Annotated in this window: 12 protein-coding genes; 3 read left to right on the forward strand and 9 right to left on the reverse strand. The window is 69.8% G+C overall.

Features of this window, described 5'->3' with window-relative positions; genetic code table 11:
- Positions 1–26: 26 nt before the first annotated feature.
- Genes AC07Q9_RS20935 through AC07Q9_RS20960 form a run of 6 tightly spaced genes read right to left on the reverse strand, consistent with a single transcriptional unit; the run spans position 27 to position 9,072 of the window.
- Positions 27–4,124 (reverse strand): translocation/assembly module TamB domain-containing protein, encoded by a 4,098-nt coding sequence (locus AC07Q9_RS20935; protein ID WP_495311680.1) that lies wholly within the window; start codon positions 4,122–4,124, stop codon positions 27–29.
- 8 nt (positions 4,125–4,132) lie between these two features.
- On the reverse strand, positions 4,133–6,064 hold the full coding sequence (locus AC07Q9_RS20940; protein ID WP_495311681.1) for an autotransporter assembly complex protein TamA: 1,932 nt from the start codon (positions 6,062–6,064) through the stop codon (positions 4,133–4,135).
- 58 nt (positions 6,065–6,122) lie between these two features.
- On the reverse strand, positions 6,123–7,310 hold the full coding sequence (locus AC07Q9_RS20945; RefSeq protein WP_489061630.1) for a vWA domain-containing protein: 1,188 nt from the start codon (positions 7,308–7,310) through the stop codon (positions 6,123–6,125).
- Between the two features lie 21 nt (positions 7,311–7,331).
- Positions 7,332–7,919, reverse strand: coding sequence for a GNAT family N-acetyltransferase (locus AC07Q9_RS20950; RefSeq protein ID WP_369645173.1), 588 nt, complete (start codon positions 7,917–7,919; stop codon positions 7,332–7,334).
- Positions 7,920–7,965: 46 nt separating this feature from the next.
- A complete protein-coding gene (locus tag AC07Q9_RS20955) occupies positions 7,966–8,181 on the reverse strand; it encodes a hypothetical protein (protein WP_495311682.1) in 216 nt (71 codons plus the stop codon).
- 36 nt (positions 8,182–8,217) lie between these two features.
- Positions 8,218–9,072, reverse strand: a complete 855-nt coding sequence (locus tag AC07Q9_RS20960) for an AAA family ATPase (RefSeq protein WP_056577821.1) — start codon at positions 9,070–9,072, stop codon at positions 8,218–8,220.
- A gap of 150 nt (positions 9,073–9,222) precedes the next feature.
- On the opposite strand from AC07Q9_RS20960, the gene AC07Q9_RS20965 reads away from it, so the two are divergent.
- Positions 9,223–9,915: a c-type cytochrome gene (locus AC07Q9_RS20965; protein WP_495311683.1), complete on the forward strand. Its 693-nt coding sequence runs from the start codon at positions 9,223–9,225 to the stop codon at positions 9,913–9,915.
- Positions 9,916–10,003: 88 nt separating this feature from the next.
- Here the strand turns inward: AC07Q9_RS20965 and pcaG are convergent, their stop codons facing one another.
- Together pcaG and pcaH are read right to left on the reverse strand one after the other, a co-directional pair.
- Positions 10,004–10,615 carry a protocatechuate 3,4-dioxygenase subunit alpha gene (gene pcaG, locus AC07Q9_RS20970; protein WP_495311684.1) on the reverse strand — a complete coding sequence of 204 codons (612 nt, stop codon included), beginning with the start codon at positions 10,613–10,615 and terminating at the stop codon, positions 10,004–10,006.
- Positions 10,616–10,627: 12 nt separating this feature from the next.
- Complete coding sequence (pcaH, locus tag AC07Q9_RS20975; RefSeq protein ID WP_495311685.1) at positions 10,628–11,350, reverse strand: protocatechuate 3,4-dioxygenase subunit beta; 723 nt, start codon at positions 11,348–11,350, stop codon at positions 10,628–10,630.
- Positions 11,351–11,453: 103 nt separating this feature from the next.
- Here pcaH and AC07Q9_RS20980 point away from each other — a divergent pair, with 103 nt between their 5' ends.
- Positions 11,454–12,449, forward strand: coding sequence for a LysR substrate-binding domain-containing protein (locus AC07Q9_RS20980; protein ID WP_495311686.1), 996 nt, complete (start codon positions 11,454–11,456; stop codon positions 12,447–12,449).
- Positions 12,450–12,456: 7 nt separating this feature from the next.
- Here the strand turns inward: AC07Q9_RS20980 and AC07Q9_RS20985 are convergent, their stop codons facing one another.
- A complete protein-coding gene (locus tag AC07Q9_RS20985) occupies positions 12,457–12,891 on the reverse strand; it encodes a DUF1841 family protein (RefSeq protein WP_495311687.1) in 435 nt (144 codons plus the stop codon).
- 286 nt (positions 12,892–13,177) lie between these two features.
- Here AC07Q9_RS20985 and AC07Q9_RS20990 point away from each other — a divergent pair.
- A partial coding sequence (locus AC07Q9_RS20990) for a hypothetical protein (protein ID WP_495311688.1) occupies positions 13,178–17,049 on the forward strand: 3,872 nt, incomplete at its 3' end.

Consider the following 17,049-nt stretch of genomic DNA (forward strand, 5'->3'; position numbering starts at 1 on the left):
TTTACCAGCTTGGGGTGTCCCCGCCCTCAGTCGTACTTCACCGTATAGATCAGGTCGACCCCGCTCGTCTGCCCCGCCTGCCCCCGCAGCGTGAGGCGTTTCGTCAGGTCGTAGAAGATGAAGATCGTGCCGAAGGTGCCGCCCAGGCTGCGTTCGTAGGTGATGTAGAAGTCTTTGGACAGCCGCTTGCCGAGCGTGACGGCCGACTCGCGCAGGTCGCCGCCGTTGCCGGGGCCCTTGAAGCCGAGTTCGTCCAGGCCGAAGCGGCTGGCCAGGCTGCCGCCGGTGGTGGCGCCGCCGATCTTGCCGAGCAGCGACAGGGCGGCCTGCTGCAAGAGGGCCGACTCGCCGCCGCTGGTGGCCGAGGCGCGGCCCAGGATGACCCATGACAGCGTCTCGGCGTCGGACAGCGCAGGCTCCGCATAGAGCTTCACGCGCGGCGATTGCGCGGAGCCGGTGATCTGCACGCCGGCGCGCTGCGAGATGTTCGGGCGGATGGCCAGGATGTCGAGCGCGGGGTTCTCGAAGGGGCCGTTGAAGCGCGCGATGCCGGTCTCGACGTCGAGCTGCTGGCCGTAGGCGCGGTACTGGCCCTTGACGGTCTTCACCTCGCCGGTGATGCGCGGCGGGGCGTCCAGGCGAGTGCTGCGGATCTCGAGCTCGCCCTCGAGCCGGGTGGTGATGCCGCGGCCCTGCACGGCGAAGTCGTCGCCCAAGTCGAAGGTGACGACGATGTCGGGCGGCTTGGCGGTCTGGGGCTTGTTGGCGGCCTTGGCCGCCTGGGCGTCGGCCTTGGCGGCTTCGCGCTGCGCGGCCTCTGCGGCGGCCTTGTCCTTGGCGGCCGAGCGCACGACGACGTCGCTGCCCAGGCTGGGGGCGGTCTCGTCGGGCAGGATGATGACGGCGCGGTCGGTCTTGAGCTTGCCGCGCACGTTGAACTGGCCGTCGTCCAGCCGTGCCTGCAGGTTGCCCGACAGCGACACCTGGCGGTCGGTGCGCACGAGCACGCGCAGGGCGCGCAGCTCGGCCTGCAGGGCCATGCGGATGCCGGTGCTGGTCGTGCTGTTGTTGCTGCCCCAACTCAGGTCGCCGCGCGCGGTGAGCGAGCCGCCGTCGGTGCGCGCTTCGCTGGCCGCGGTGCTGCGGTTGCCGCTCTGGCCGCCGATGCGTGCGTTGCTGCCGGCACCGCCCTTGAGCGTGAACTCGGCAATTTCGAGGCGGTCGCCGGTGAGCGAGGCGCGCAGGCGGCCGTCGCGCAGATCGAGGCCTTCGACCGGCGCACGCAGCGCGAGCTGGTCGGCGCCGAGGGTGCCGTTCCAGCGCGGCGCGGTGCGGCTGCCCGACAGGGTGGCGTTGGCGTCGAGCGTGCCGGCGATGCGCCAGCCGGGCGGCGCGAGCATGGACCACACGCCCAGGTTGGGCAGCGCGGCGCGCAGGGTGCCGTTCAGGGGCGCGTCGGGCGCCCACTGCCAGCCGCCGCTGCGCTGCTGCATGCGGGTGCCGAGTTCGGCGTCGAGGCGGCCGGCGCGTTCGCTGTCCCAGGCCAGGGTGGCGCGCACGGCGTCGCCCTGTGCGTCGAGCTGCAGTTCGGCGCGGCGCAGGCCGGCCGGGGTGGCGGTGACGTCGACGCCGTTGACCTCGTTCTTGCCGCTGGCCGAGCTCATGGTGCGTTCGCTCGCGGTGCCGGTCCCGGTGCTGGTGATGCGGGTGACGAGCGCGGCCTCGCCAGCCTGCACGCGGATGTCGCCGCTCTGGCGCGCGAGCCGGGCCTTGGCGCGCAGGGTGTCGCCGGCGTCGATGTCCCAGTCGCCATTGAACAGCAGGTCGCCGCTGATGCCGAGTTCGCTCAGCGTGGCGTTGGCACCGAGCGCGCCGGCCCAGGCCATCGGCAGGCCCTGCATCTGGCCCTTGGACTGCAGGCGGAACACGCGGTTGGGCGCGGCGCCGCTCTGGTTGAAGCGCAGCGGCTGCCAGTCGATGCGCACGGTGCCGGGCAGCGGGCCGCGCAGGGTGGCGTCGGCGCCGGAGGCTTCGACGTCGAGGCGGTTGTCGGCGGCGCGCACGGTGGCCGTGACTTCGCGGCCCAGCTCCAGCACCCAAGGCCCTTGGCCGGGGCGCGCGGTGACGGTGTCCTGGGCCTGCAGGCGCAGGCTGGCGAGGGTGGCGCGCCACTGGTTGGCGCTGGCGAGGCCGCCGCTGGCGCGGGTGTCGAGCGCGAGCTTCTGCGTGCCGGTGGTGGCTTCGCCCTTGAGCGTCAGCGTGGCCTGGGCAATGCTGCCGGCGAGGTCGGCCTGCAGTGCGCGCAGTTGCACGCTGGTGGCCGTGCCGCCGGGCTGGGCCGCGGGCAGGTTCAGGTCGAGGCGCGGCACGGTGAGCGCGGCCTTGAGGCTGGGCTCGGCGTTGCCGCGCGCGGCAGCGCCAGGGTTCTCGATGCGGCGCTGCACGGTCTGCCAGCCGCCTTGCCAGCTGGCGTCGAGGCGGGCGCTGCCCTTGGCGCTGGCGTTCGCGAACACGCCCGAGAGGCCCGGCAGGCCTTGCACCCAGCGCTGCAGGGCCTCGGCGTCGTCGATGCGCGCCTGGAGGTCGCCGCCGCCGGTGGTGGGCGCGATGCGGCCGTCGAGCTGCGCGCTGCCGCCGGGCAGCGAGAGGGCGAGCTTGCCGCTGGCGGCCTGCTCGGCCACGCGCACCTGCAGCGTGCCGTCGATGCTGGCGCGCATCGCTTCGACGCGCAGCGTGCGCAGGTCGAGCACCTGGTCTTTCCACTGGCCTTGCGCCAGTGCGCGGTCCAGGCCGAAGCCGGGCAGCGCCTTGCTGCCGGCGCCGCCATTGCCTTCGGCGCGGAGGGCCACGTCGAAGACGAGGGTGTCGGAGTCTTCGGCCTGCCGCGCGCTGATCTGCCCGCCGACGGGCGCGCCCGACAGCTCGCTGTACAGCGCGCCGGGCCGCACGCCGCGCACGGTGGCGCGCACCTGCCAGGGCGAGGGCGCGGGGCTCCAGCTGCCTTCGGCGTCGATGCGGCCGCCGCCCGCGCGCACGGTGGCTTCGGGCACGGTCCAGGTGGTGCCGTCGAAGCCGACCTGGGCCTGGACCTGTTCGACCGGCAGCTTCTGTTCGTCCCACGGGCCGGCGACGGCGTTGCGGATGTCGGCCGAGGCCTTCCATGCAGCGGGGCCGGTGGCGGCGTCGGGCGCGAGTTCGACGGTGCCGGTGAGCCGGGTCCGGGGCGCGCCGGGCCAGAGGCTGGCGGCGTCGACGTTGCGCAGGTCGGCCTTGGCGTCGACCACGGGCTGCGGCAGCCAGGGTGCGATCTGCGCGCGCAGCTGGGCGGCCATGGGCGCCTCGGTGTCGGGCTCGGTGGGCTGCAGGTCGGCGGCGACCTGCAGGCGCGCCTCGGGGCCGGCCAGCGTGCCCTTCACCGAGGCCTTGGCTTGCACCTCGATGTGGCGGTCTTCGGCGAGCGGGGCCTTCACGCGGCCGTCGAGCGTGGCGTCGAGCGCCATCGGCGCCGGGCCCTGCAGCCGCACGCGGGCGCTGTAGTGGCCGTCGGCGATGTCGACGCCTTCGATGTCCAGCGCGTGCTGCGCGCCGAGGTAGCTGTAGCGGCCCGCGAGGCCCTTGGCTTCCAGCGCGGGCGGTCCGGCCCAGCGCACCTCGTCGATGCGGAAAGGCACCTCGGCCACTTCGACGGGCAGTGCGATCTGCGTGAGCGGCTCGGTCGGTGTGTCGCTGGGCGGGCCGCGGCGTTCGATCGACAGGCTCGCGGCGTGGATCTCGCCGAGCTGCACCTTGCGCTGGAACAGCGGGGCGAGCTGCCAGCCGAGCGTGGCGTCGTTCACCTCGACCGCGAGGCTTTCGCTTTGCCACTTGAGCCAGCCGATGCGACCGCCGGTGCGCAGCGAGCCGGTCACGTCGCGACTCTCGAGCGTCTGGCCCGCGGGCAGGCGCTGCGCGGCCTGCGCGAGCGCGAAGGCCAGCGAGGTGTTCGAGCCGAGCCACCACCAGGTGCCCGCGGCGAGCAGCAGCACGACGAGCAGCAGGCCCGTCAGCGTCCAGCCCAGCGCGCGCAGCACGCGGCGGGTGCGCGAGCGGGGACGGGGCGTGGCTGTGGTGGGCGTGGACGGCATGAAGCGGGTCAGAAGGTGAAGCCGAGGCGGAAATGCAGGCGGAATTTCTTCGAGTCGATGCCATAGGCCAGGTCGGCCTGCACCGGGCCGACCGGGCTGCGCCAGCGCGCACCGACGCCCACGCCGACCTTGGGCTTGAGCTCGCCGGGTTTGTCGGCCACGGCGCCGGCATCCACGAACACCACGCTCTCCCACTCGGTGAGCTTGTCCTTGTAGACGAAGGGGCGCTGCCACTCGAGGCTGGCCACGCCGAGGTAGCGGCCCGCCACGGTCTTGCCATCGGCGCGCACGGTGCCGATCTGCTTGTAGCTGTAGCCGCGCACGGTGGTGTCGCCGCCGGTGAGGAACATCAGCGTGGACGGGATCTGCGCGCTGTCCTTGGCCGCGACGGCGCCGGCTTCGAGCCGCATCTGCAGCCGGCTGCGGCGCGCGCGGGCGTTCTTGTCGTCGGCCGCACCCAGCGGCAGCACGCCGAGAAAGCGCGCGTAGGTACGGGTGAAGGGCAGTTGCTGGCCGGTGAGCGTGTAGCCCGCGGCCATTTCGAGCGCCAGGCCGTAGCCGCGCGAGGGCGCCGAGTTGTCGTCGAAGTAGCGCCCGGTCCAGCCCCAGTTGGCGGTGACGGCCGAGGCCGAGGGCGGCGCGTCGGTGCCGCGGTTGTGGGCGTAGTCGTACTGCAGGAAGAGGCTGCGGTCGATGTGGTCGCTCGACTTGCTTTGCCCGCCGCGCAGCCGGCCGCTGTCGACCACGTAGCTGCCCGACTGCTCGCTCTTGAGTTCGCCACCGGCAAACCAGCGCCAGCCGCGGTCGTTGGGCACGGCATTCCACTCGGTGCCCAGCGACTGGATGTCGTTGTCCAGCGAGAGCCGCGACACCGCGCGCCAGCCGAGCAGCGGCATGCGGTTGTGGGTGTGGTCGATCGACAGGCGCGGACCGTTGTCGGTGGTGAAGCCCACGCCCATCACGACCTTCTGCAGCGGCGCCTCGCGCAGCTGGGCGATCACGGGCGCGGCCAGCGGCGTGTGGCTGTCGGTGTCGAGCGTGAGGAACACCGAGTCGTAGTAGCCGCTGCTGGCCAGGCGCTGCTGCGCGTCGAGCAGCTTCTGCTGGTCGTAGTCGGTGCCGGTGGGCAGGCGCGCGATGCGGCGTGCGGCGTCGGCGTCGTAGCGCTCCACGCCGCGCAGCACCAGCGGGCCGAACTTGTAGGCGGGGCCCGACTGGTAGGTCACGCCGAGGCGGGCCTCGTGGCGGTCGGCGTCGATCTCGGCGCGGCTGATCTCCACGCTGCCGGTGGGAAAGCGCTTGGCCGTGAGGCTGCGCAGCGCGGTGGTCTTGGCGTCGTCCCAGGCGCCTTGCGTGAAGGGCTCGCCGGCGCGCAGCGCCCAGCCGGTGCGGATGGCGTCGCGCTGCGCTTCGGCGCTGGGGTCGTTGGCGATCTGGCCGGCGTAGCGGATCTGCACGGTCGACACTTTGGTGCGCTCGCCGGGTGCCACGGTGATGACGACCTCGCGCGGGGCCTCGGTGCTGTCGGGTGTTTCGTTGAGTTCGAGCGTGAGCGTGGGCGTGAAGTAGCCCAGCGTGCCCAGCAGCTCGCGCGCATTGGCCTCGGCCGCGACCATGAGGCGCGAGACCTCGGTCACGCCCAGGTCGTCGAGCTCGCGGTAGCGCTGGATTTCGAGGTGGCGCGCCAGGTAGTCGCGCTCGGTTTCGGGGCCGCGCACGTCGACCGTGAAGGCGCGGCGCCTGCCGTCGGCCTTGGCCTTGTCGTCGTCCTTGGCGCTGTTGCTGTCGGCGTCGGCACTGCGCACCACGCCGACGGTGGACGCACCCGTGTCCGCCGCCTCTTTTTTAGGCAGCAGGCTGCAGCCTTGCAAAAGCAGGACGCCGGAAAAAAGCAAAGCCGGCCACAACGCCGGCGAAAGAACGGATGCCACCCTGACCATGGCGGCATTCTGACAGCACCCGTGCGGGCGGTGCCCCCCACTTGTGCGGGGCCGCGGGTTACTTGGACAGCATGCGCATTGCCTCTTCGAGGCCGCGCAAGGTGAGCGGGTACATGCGGTTGGACATGAGCTGCTGCATCACCGCGATGCTCTGGCGGTACTGCCACACGCCCTGGGGCTCGGGGTTGATCCAGGCGAACTTGGGGAAGGTGTGCGTGAGGCGCTGGATCCACTCGGCGCCGGCCTCTTCGTTGTTGTATTCGACGCTGCCGCCAGGTTGCAAGATTTCGTAAGGACTCATCGTGGCGTCGCCCACGAAGATCAGCTTGTAGTCTTTGTTGTACTTGCGCAGGATGTCCCAGGTCGCGAACTTCTCGGAGAAGCGGCGCTTGTTGTTCTTCCACATGAAGTCGTAGACGCAGTTGTGGAAGTAGTAGAACTCCAGGTGCTTGAACTCGGTCTTCACGGCCGAGAACAGTTCTTCGACGCGCTGGATGTGCTCGTCCATCGTGCCGCCCACGTCCATCAGCAGCAGCACCTTGACGTTGTTGTGGCGCTCGGGCCGCATCTTGATGTCGAGGTAGCCGGCGTTGGCGGCGGTCGAGTGGATGGTGTTGTCCAGGTCCAGCTCTTCCACGTGGCCCTCGCGCGCGAACTTGCGCAGGCGCCGCAGCGCCACCTTGATGTTGCGCGTGCCCAGCTCCTGCGTGTCGTCGTAGTCCTTGTAGGCGCGCTGGTCCCACACCTTCACGGCACTGCGGTTCTTGCCTGCGCCGCCGATGCGGATGCCCTGCGGGTTGTAGCCGCCGTTGCCGAAGGGCGAGGTGCCGCCGGTGCCGATCCACTTGCTGCCGCCTTCGTGGCGTTCCTTCTGCTCTTCGAAGCGCTTCTTGAGCGTCTCCATGAGCTCGTCCCAGCCCATCTTCTCGATCTTGGCTTTCTCTTCGGCGGTGAACTCGCGCTCCAGCGTCTTCTTGAGCCAGTCGAGCGGCACTTCCTTGGTGAAGTCGGTGAGCATCTCGACGCCCTTGAAGTAGGCGGCGAAGGCACGGTCGAACTTGTCGTAGTGCTTCTCGTCCTTCACGAGCGCGGTGCGCGAGAGGTAGTAGAAGTCGTCGATGCCGTAGGCGCCGTCGGAGTTCGGGCCCACCACGTCGGACTTGAGCGCCTCGAGCAGCGTGAGGTATTCCTTGACCGACACCGGCAGCTTGGCGGAACGCAGGGTGTAGAAGAAGTCGATGAGCATGGAGCGCCCCTTGTGTTTCGTTCAGCCGCGCGGCTTGTCGAGCAGGTACTGCAGCTGGGCCTTCACCTCGGGCCATTCGCCCGCGCGCAGGCTGTACATGACGGTGTCGCGGATGGTGCCGTCGCGGCGCATCACGTGGCCGCGGATCACGCCGTCTTTCTTCGCGCCCAGGCGCTCGATGGCGCGCTGCGAGGCGAAGTTGAAGTTGTCGGTGCGCCAGCCCACCACGTTGCAGCCCAGCGTGTCGAACGCGTGCGTGAGCATCAGCAGCTTGCAGGTGGTGTTGACGTGGGTGCGCTGGCAGCGCTCGGCGTACCAGGTGTAGCCGATTTCGACGCGCTTCACGCCCGGCAGGATGTCGTGAAAGCTGGTGCTGCCCAGCACGGTGCCGCTGGCTTCGTCGGTCACGGCGAAGGCGAAGCGGTCGGCCGTCTTCAGCGCGGTCTCGATGTAGGCGCGCGTGTCCTGCGGCTCGGGCACGGAGGTGACGCGCAGCTTCCACAGCTCGCCGTCGGCGGCCGCGGCGCGCAGGCCGTCTTCGTGGGTGAGTGCCAGCGGCACCAGCGCGAGGCCGCGGGCCTTCAGCGTGACGGGTTCGACGAACGCCATGTGCAAACTCTCCGTGTCTCCGTGCAGGTCTCGGTGGATCTGGGGCTCAGGCGCGCGGGTCGCCGTACTTGTGCACGTACCACGCACGCGCGGCCTGTGCACCGGCGCCGCCGCCCAGGCCGATCAGCGCAATGCCGACGATCTCGCGTGTGCCGTACTTGCTGTCGGTGCTGAAGGCGTCGAGCCCGAGCAAGAGCCCGATCCCGCGTCCGATCAGCGCGCCCACCACGAACAGCACCGCCTGGGCGATGCCCAGCTTCATCAGCTGTCTGGTGGAATGCGGTTGCCGGCTCATGGCCTAGCGGTTGTTGCGTTGCATGAAGACGAGCTTCTCGAACAGGGTCACGTCCTGCTCGTTCTTGAGCAGCGCGCCCACCAGCGGCGGCACGGCGACCTTGTCGTCCTTGCTCTGCAGGGCTTCGAGCGGAATGTCTTCGGCCACGAGCAGCTTGAGCCAGTCGAGCAGCTCGGAGGTCGAGGGCTTCTTCTTCAGGCCGGGCAGGTTGCGCACGTCGTAGAAGGTCTTCATCGCCGACGTGAGCAGCTCCTGCTTCAGGTTCGGGAAGTGCACGGCGACGATGTGCTTCATCGTCTCGGCATCGGGGAACTTGATGTAGTGGAAGAAGCAGCGGCGCAGGAAGGCGTCGGGCAGTTCCTTCTCGTTGTTCGAGGTGATGAACACCAGCGGACGGTGCTTGGCGCGGATGAGTTCGCGCGTCTCGTAGCAGTAGAACTCCATGCGGTCGATTTCGCGCAGCAGGTCGTTCGGGAATTCGATGTCGGCCTTGTCGATCTCGTCGATCAGCAGCGCGACCGGCTGGTCGGCCGTGAAGGCCTGCCAGAGCACGCCCTTGATGATGTAGTTCTGGATGTCCTTGACGCGCTGGCCGCCGTCCACGTCGGCGAGTTGCGAGTCGCGCAGGCGGCTCACGGCATCGTATTCATACAGGCCCTGTTGCGCCTTGGTGGTCGACTTGATGTGCCACTGCAGCAGCGGCATGTCGAGCGCTTGCGCCACTTCCTCGGCCAGCATGGTCTTGCCGGTGCCGGGCTCGCCCTTGACGAGCAGGGGGCGCTGGAGTGTGATGGCCGCATTGACCGCCAGCATCAGGTCCTGAGTGGCGACGTAGTTGTCTGAGCCCTTGAATTTCATGAGTGGAGCGGAGGCAGGGTGGAGAAAAGAACACACTCGAACTGCATTGCGCAGCCTCTTGTGCAGCTCGCGCGAGGTTCCCGTGGGACCCTTGCATATAATCGAATGTTGATTCGAAAAACTGTATCTCCACGAGATTGTGCGCGCAAAATGAACAAGTTGTTGACCACGATGTTTGCCCTTGCTGTCGCTTGCGTGACGCTCTCGGCACAAGCCCAGCAAGTCACTGGCAAGGCCCAGGACGGCGCCAAGAAGGTCCAGATGTGCGTGGGCTGCCACGGCATCATCGGCTACCAGGCGAGCTTCCCCGAGATCCACAAGGTCCCGATGATCGCGGGCCAGAGCGCCACCTACATCTCGTCCGCGCTCACCGCGTACAAGGGCGGTGACCGCAAGCACCCGACGATGCGCGCCATCGCCGACAGCCTCACCGAACAGGACATCGCCGACCTCGCGGCCTACTACAGCCAGCTGGGCGTGAAGGAGGGCGACGCACCGCCGGCCGCACCGGCCAAGGCCGCGTCCGAGAACGTCCAGGCGCTCATCGCGCGCGACAAGGACAACAGCTGCACCAAGTGCCACGGCGCCAACTTCAACACGCCGAACGACGGCACCGTGCCCAAGCTGGCCGGCCAGCACGCCGACTACCTGTTCGTGGCACTGAAGTCGTACCGCGTGAAGAACAACCCCCACCTGGGCCGTTCGAACGCCGTGATGGCCGCGCAGGTCGAACCCAAGAAGTTCACCAACGCCGAGCTGAAGACGCTGGCCACCTACATCAGCTCGCTGCCTGGCGAACTGAAGATCGTGCCGGAGTCGCGCCTGCATCACGCGCCTCAGTAAAAAGACCAAGCAAGACGGGCACTGACCCGCTGCCCCAAAGAAAAAGCCCGCTGATGCGGGCTTTTTTTCGTCCGGATTTTCCCGGGGGTCAGACGTCGAAGAAGGCCGTCTCGTCCGCACCCTGCATGCGGATGTCGAAGCGGTACGTCACCGCACCGCCTTGTTCCACGCGCTCGGCGATCAGCGTGTGACGGCGCTCGGCCGGCACGCTCTGCAGCACCGCATCCTTCGCGTTGGCGTCGGCCTCGTCGCTGAAGTACACGCGCGTGAAGGCGTGCAGCAACAGGCCGCGCATCAGCACGATCACGTTGATGTGCGGGGCTTCGCCGGGCGTTTCGGCGCCGGGCTTGACGGTGTGGAACACGAAGCGGTTCTGCGCGTCGGTGCCCGTGCCCACGCGGCCGAAGGCGCGAAAGCCCAGGGCGCGCGCCTGGTCGGGCGTCTGCGGGTAGCGGCCTTCGCCGTCGGGTTGGCTGATCTCGACCAGCGCGTCGTTGATCGGGTTGCCGTCACCGTCGATCACGCGGCCTTCGAGGCGGATGCGCTGGCCGCTGGCGGTGTCCAGCGCCAGCACGGCGTCAAAGGGCTGGTTGAAGTTGTAGCCGTACTGCGTGGCGGTGAGGCCATAGGCGAAGTAGGGGCCCACGGTCTGCGAGGGGGTCTGGCCGAAGTCGGCTTCCTGTGCGGTCATCAATGGCATGGGGAATTCCTTTCAGCGGTTCTCGAACGGCGTTTCATCGGCGCCGCGCAGCACCATGTCGAACTGGTAGCCCAGGGCGTAGCCTTCCTCGGTGATGTCGAGGCTGAAGTCGGCAATCAGGCGGTTGCGGTAGCGCTCGGGCGTGCCGGTGACCATCGGGTCGTACTGCAGCAGCGGGTCGCCGGGGAAGTACATCTGCGTCACGAGGCGGCTGGCGAAGCTCTGGCCGAACAGCGACAGGTGGATGTGCTGCGGGCGCCAGGCGTTCGGGTGGTTGCCCCAGGGGTAGGCGCCGGGCTTGATGGTGAGGAAGCGGTAGCGGCCCTCGCTGTCGGTCAGGCAGCGGCCTGCGCCCAGGAAGTTGGGGTCCAGCGGGGCGTCGTGCTGGTCGACCTTGTGCACGTAGCGGCCCGAGGCGTTGGCCTGCCACAGCTCGACCAGCGTGTTGGCCACCGGGCGGCGGCGCTCGTCGAGCACCTGGCCCGTGAGGATCATGCGTTCGCCCAGCGGCTCGCCGTTGACGCGCGCGTTGCGCGTGAGGTCGTGGTCGAACTCGCCGATGCTGTCGTGGCCGTACACCGGCTGCTGCAGCTCGCCGAGCGAGGCCTTCAGCGGAATGAGCGGCTTCTGCGGGCCGCGCTTGCCGGTCGACTTGTAGCCGGGATAGATGTAGCTGGGATGGGCCGCCCAGTCGCGCGGGGTGAGGGTGGGCTGAACGCCGCTGGTCTTGGTCATGTACGTTGTCTCCTGTCGTGGGACGAATCCGAAGCCCGCACTGTAGAAGTCGCGATCAATGATGTAAATTGAAGATTGTTCCAGTTTCAATAACCAAAAGGAATTGAAAAAGTCTCCCGCCGAGCTTCGCCAGGATTTCGTGCGCAACGTGCAGTTGAGGCACCTGCGCGCCTTTGTCGCGGTCGCGCAGGAGCGCCACCTGGCGCGCGCGGCCGAGCGGCTGGCGCTGAGTCAGCCGGCGGTGTCGAAGACGCTGTCGGAGCTCGAGGCCGTGGTCGGCACCCGCCTGGTGGAACGCAGCCAGGCCGGCCGCCGTGGCGTGCAGGGCCTCACACCGGCCGGCGAACAGCTGCTGGCCCACGCCTTGCGCGTGCTCGAAGCGATGGACGCCAGCGCCCAGGCCGTGGCGCCGGCCGCGGGCGGGCGCATCGAGCGCCTGCGCATCGGCGCCTTGCCCAGCGTGGCGCCCGCGCTGCTGCCGGTGGCGCTGGCGCGGCTGCGCGAGGGCTGGCCGGCGGTGCAGATCCTGGTGAAGAGCGCGGCCAACGCCGTGCTGCTCGACGAGCTGCGCGCCGGCGAACTCGACCTCGTGGTGGGCCGCATGAGCGACCCGCGCCTGATGGGGGGCCTGAGCTTCGAGCTGCTGCACACCGAGCCGCTGGTGTTCGCCGTGCGCGCCGGCCATCCGCTTGCGCTCAAGCCGGCGCCCGTGCAGGCAGTGCTCGACTATCCGCTGGTGGTGTACGGCGAGGGCACGGCCCCGCGCCACAACACCGAGAGCTTCCTGTCGGCGCGAGGCCTCGCGCTGCCGCGCAATGCCCTGCAGACGCTCGACGTGGCGGTGGCGCGCGCGCTGGTGGGGGTGTCGGACGCGGTGTGGATCACGCCGCTGGGCGCCGCGCGCAGCGAGCTGGCCGACGGCCGCCTGGTGCGGCTGCCGATCGATACCGCCGGCACCGAGGAGCCGGTCGGCCTCCTGCAACGCAGCGAGGCCGAGCCGTCGCCGTTGCGCGGCGCGATGGCGGGACTGCTGCGCGAGGCTGCGAAGGCGCAGGGCGCGTTGCCGGCGCGCAAAGGAACGTCGCGCGCGACCGGCTGAGGGTTCGTCAGTCCTTCGTGGCGCGGCGCTGCACGCAGGCCACGTAGCCATCGCCATCGGGCGGGCGCCCGGCGCGCTGGCTCTCCCACATCATCTGGCCCAGGCAATCCATCGCCTCGTGGTGCGCATGCAGCAGCGAGCCGCGGCGCGCGGCCAGCAGCTCGACGGCCTGGCGGATGCCGCGCGGCTGGTCGATGGAGCACTGCTCGCTGATCGACAGGTGCATCGACAGATGCAGGAACGGGTTCTCGCGGCCGTTCGATCCGTCGTAGACCCGGGCCACGGCCGCGTCGGCGTCGATCAGGTCCTCGTGGTACTCGGGGTGCGCGTCGATCCAGCCGGCCGCGATGGTCTCCAGCGGCTCCATCGGCAGGCCCTGCCGGTGCTTGGCGTACACGTCGCAGAAGAAGCGGCGCACGTCTTCCTGGGAGGGATTGAACATATATAGAAGAGAGAAGAAGAGAAGAGAAAAACGGGCAGCGCCGGGGCTGTTGAAAGTGCGCGGGACACGTCCGGCGTTCCGGGTACGAAGGGTTACGCCGTAACGTAACGAATCGCGAAATGGCCTCCTTACGGCCTGTTTCGGATGTCGGTGCGTGCGGCGGTTTTCAGAAAAATACCCATGTAAATCAATCACTTGAAGCGCGGACGGCGCGGCATTGGCACAGCGGCAGAAAAGCGGCACGCAAGTTGCCCCTGTAGATGCATCTTTTGTCACAGAGGCTGCCATGACCGCTCCACAAGCATCGACCGTTTCGACCGAAGGGCTCTCCGCCAATGGCGCTGCGCCCGTGCTTCTTGCCCAAGCCACCGTCACGCCGCTAGGCGCGCCCGGCACGAGCGCTGGCGCCTCCGCCGCGCCTGCGGCCGTGGCGTCTTCCAGCGTGGGCACATTGTCCAATGCTACGCCCGGCGTTGCAGTGATGCGCGAGGGTGTCCGCATTCCGGTGGACGGCAATCAGACCCTGATGGCCGGCGACCGCGTGATCGTGCCGGACGGCGGCCAGGCCAACGTGCTGTTCCCCGGATCGGCCTCCAACAAGGCGCCGCTGGCCGGCGTCTTCACCGGCGGCACCGATGCAACCATCGGCTCGACCAAGCTGCCCGGTGGCCTCGAACAAGTGAATGTGGACGTCGCCTCGGGCGACCTGCAAGTGACCCCGCCGGACAGCGACGCCGATGCGGCTGCTCTGGCCGTGACCAAGAAGACCGCGGCCGGCAGCGGCATCGGCCTCGGTGAATTCGCACTGGGCGCCCTGGGCGCCGTGGCGCTGGGCGCCGCACTCAGCGGTGGCGGCGGCGACGGTGGCACCACCGGCTTCCCGCTGTTCGTGGGCGGCCCGGGCGGTGAGTCCGATGCGGACGCTGATTCGGATTCGGATTCGGATTCGGATTCGGATTCGGATTCGGATTCGGATTCGGACAGCGACTCTGACTCCGATTCGGACTCGGACTCGGACTCGGACTCGGACTCGGACAGCGACTCGGATTCGGATTCGGATGCCGATTCGGATTCGGATTCGGATTCGGACTCCGACAGCGACTCGGATTCGGACTCTGACTCCGATTCGGACAGCGACTCGGACTCGGACAGTGACTCCGACTCCGACAGCGATTCGGACTCTGATTCGGACTCCGACAGTGACTCGGACTCGGACAGCGACTCCGATTCGGACTCCGACTCCGACAGTGACTCCGATTCGGACAGCGACTCCGATTCAGACTCCGACTCGGACAGCGACTCCGACAGCGATTCGGACTCCGACTCCGATTCGGACAGTGACTCCGACTCGGATTCCGACGCAGACGCCGACCACCTGCTCGACCCCGCCGACGGCATCGTGGGTGGCGTGCTCGACGGCGTGGACGACGCGCTCGGCCTCGGCGGCGCGCTGACCCCGGTGACCGATGTGGTGGACAACCTGACCGACGTCGTCGACGACGTGCTGGCACCGCTGCTCGGCGAAGAGTTCCAGGCCAACAACCCGAACCAGCTCGACCCGGTGGACGATCTCGTGGGCAGCATCACGAATCCGCTGGGCGGCACGCTCAGCCCGATCCTCGATCCGCTGTTGGGTGCCGGCGCGGCCGGTGCCATCACCGGCGGCCTGCTCCACCAGGTCGACTACGTGACCGACGCGCTCAACAACGGGCTCGAGAACCTCATCGGTGACAACGGCATCGTCAGCGGCCTGACCGACGCCCTCGGCCTGGGCGGCGTGACCGATCAACTGCTGGGCGACGACGGCGCACTCGGCGGCCTGCTGCAGAACGTGATCGGCGAAGGCAGCCTCGTGCAAGGCCTGCTGGCCGAAGACGGCCTGGTCGGCGGCCTGCTGGCACCCGACGGCCTCGTGGGTGGCCTCATCGGTGAAGGCAGCGCCGTCGGCGGCCTGCTGGACACCGTGCTCGGCGACGACGGCCTGGTCGGCGGCCTGCTCGGCGACGGCGCCCTCGGCAACCTCACCGGCGGCCTGCTCGGCGCGGACGGCCTGCTGGGCGGTCTGCTCGGCGACGACAGCGCCCTGGGCGGCCTGCTGGGTGACGACGGCCTCGTGGGCGGCCTGCTCGGCGGCGACGGCGTGCTGGCCGGCCTGGCCGGTTCGGAAGGCCTCACCGGCGAACTGCTCGGCCAGGGCGGTCTCATCGACAACCTGCTCGGCCAGGACGGCGCGATCTCCGGCCTGCTCGCCGACAGCCCGCTGGGCGGTCTGCTCGGCGGCGACGACGGCCTGCTGGGCGGCCTGCTCGGTGGTGTCATCGGTGAAGACGGCCCCCTCGGCGGCCTGCTTGGTGACGATGGCCTGCTCGGTGGTCTGCTGAGCGACGACGGCCTGCTGGGTGGCGTGCTCGGCGCCGACGGCCCGGTGGGCGGCCTCCTGGGTGACGACGGCCTGCTCGGTGGCCTGCTCGGCGATGCCGGCCCCATCGGCGGCCTGCTCGGCGAGGACGGCGTGCTGGGCGGCGTGCTCGGCGACAACGGCCTGGTCGGCGGTCTGCTCGGCGGCACCGGCCCCATCGGTGGCCTGCTCGGTGACGACGGCCTGCTCGGCGGCCTGCTGGGCGACAACGGCCCGCTGGGTGGCCTGCTCGGCGGCGACGGCGCCGGCGGCCTGCTCGGACCGGACGGCATCGTCGGTGGTCTCCTGGGCAATGACGGCCCTGTGGGCGGCCTGCTCGGTGAAGAAGGCCTCATCGGCGGTCTGCTGGGCGGCGTGCTCGGCGGCATCGGCGGTGGCGGCACCCCTGGCACCGGCGCGGCCCTGCTCGACCCGGCCGACAGCGTGGTGGCCGGCCTGGTCAACGGCCTGAACAACGGCGCGCTCGGCGACCTCGGCCTGGGCGACGTGCTGGCCCCGGTCTCGCAACTGACCGACAGCCTGACCGACACGGTCGACGGCCTGCTGGCCCCGGTGCTTGGTTCCAGCTTCACGCCGAACGACCCCAACGTGCTCGACCCGGTCGACGGCGTGGTGGACCAGGTGACGGACGGCGTGGGCGGCCTGGTCAGCCCGGTGGTCGACCAGCTGCTCGGCGCCGGCGCGACGAACGGCCTGCTGAACGCGGTCGACACACAGGTCGACTTCGTGACCGACGGCGTGGCCAACCTGATCGGTGGCGATGGCCTGTTGGGCGGTGTCCTTGGCGGTGACGGCGGCCTGCTGGGCGGCGTCCTCGGCGGTGACGGCGGCCTGCTGGGCGGCGTCCTCGGCGGTGAAGGCGGTCTGCTCGGCGGTGTGCTGGGTGAAGGCGGCCTCCTGGGTGGCGTCCTCGGCGGCGACGGTGGTCTGCTCGGCGGCGTGCTGGGTGACGACGGCCTGCTGGGCGGTGTCCTCGGCGGCGACGGTGGCCTGCTCGGCGGTGTGTTGGGCGACGACGGTCTGCTGGGCGGTTTGCTCGGCGGCGACGGCGGCCTGCTCGGTGGCGTGCTGGGTGACGACGGCCTGCTGGGCGGCGTCCTCGGCGGCGACGGTGGTCTGCTCGGCGGTGTGCTGGGTGACGACGGTCTGCTGGGTGGCGTCCTCGGCGGTGACGGCGGTCTGCTCGGCGGCGTGCTGGGTGACGGCGGCCTGTTGGGTGGTGTTCTCGGCGGTGACGGCGGTTTGCTCGGCGGCATCCTCGGCGACGACGGCCTCCTGGGCGGTGTCCTCGGCGGCGTGACCGGCGGTGGTGCCGGCGGTCTGCTCGACGGCGTGTTGGGTGACGACGGCCTCCTGGGCGGCGTCCTCGGTGGCGTGACCGGCGGTGACGCTGGCGGCCTGCTCGGCGGCGTGCTGGGCGACGACGGCCTTCTGGGCGGAGTCCTCGGTGGCGTGACCGGCGGTGACGCTGGCGGCCTGCTCGGCGGCATCCTCGGTGACGACGGCCTCCTGGGCGGTGTCCTCGGCGGCGTGACCGGCGGCGGCGCTGGCGGTCTGCTCGACGGCGTGCTGGGTGACGACGGCCTGCTCGGTGGCGTCCTCGGCGGTGACGGCGGCCTTCTGGGCGGCGTTCTCGGCGGCAGCGAAGGTGGCCTGCTCGGCGGCGTGCTGGGTGACGACGGCCTGCTCGGTGGCGTCCTCGGCGGTGACGGCGGCCTTCTGGGCGGCGTTCTCGGCGG

It is taken from the genome of Variovorax sp. GW821-FHT09A10, assembly GCF_059418385.1.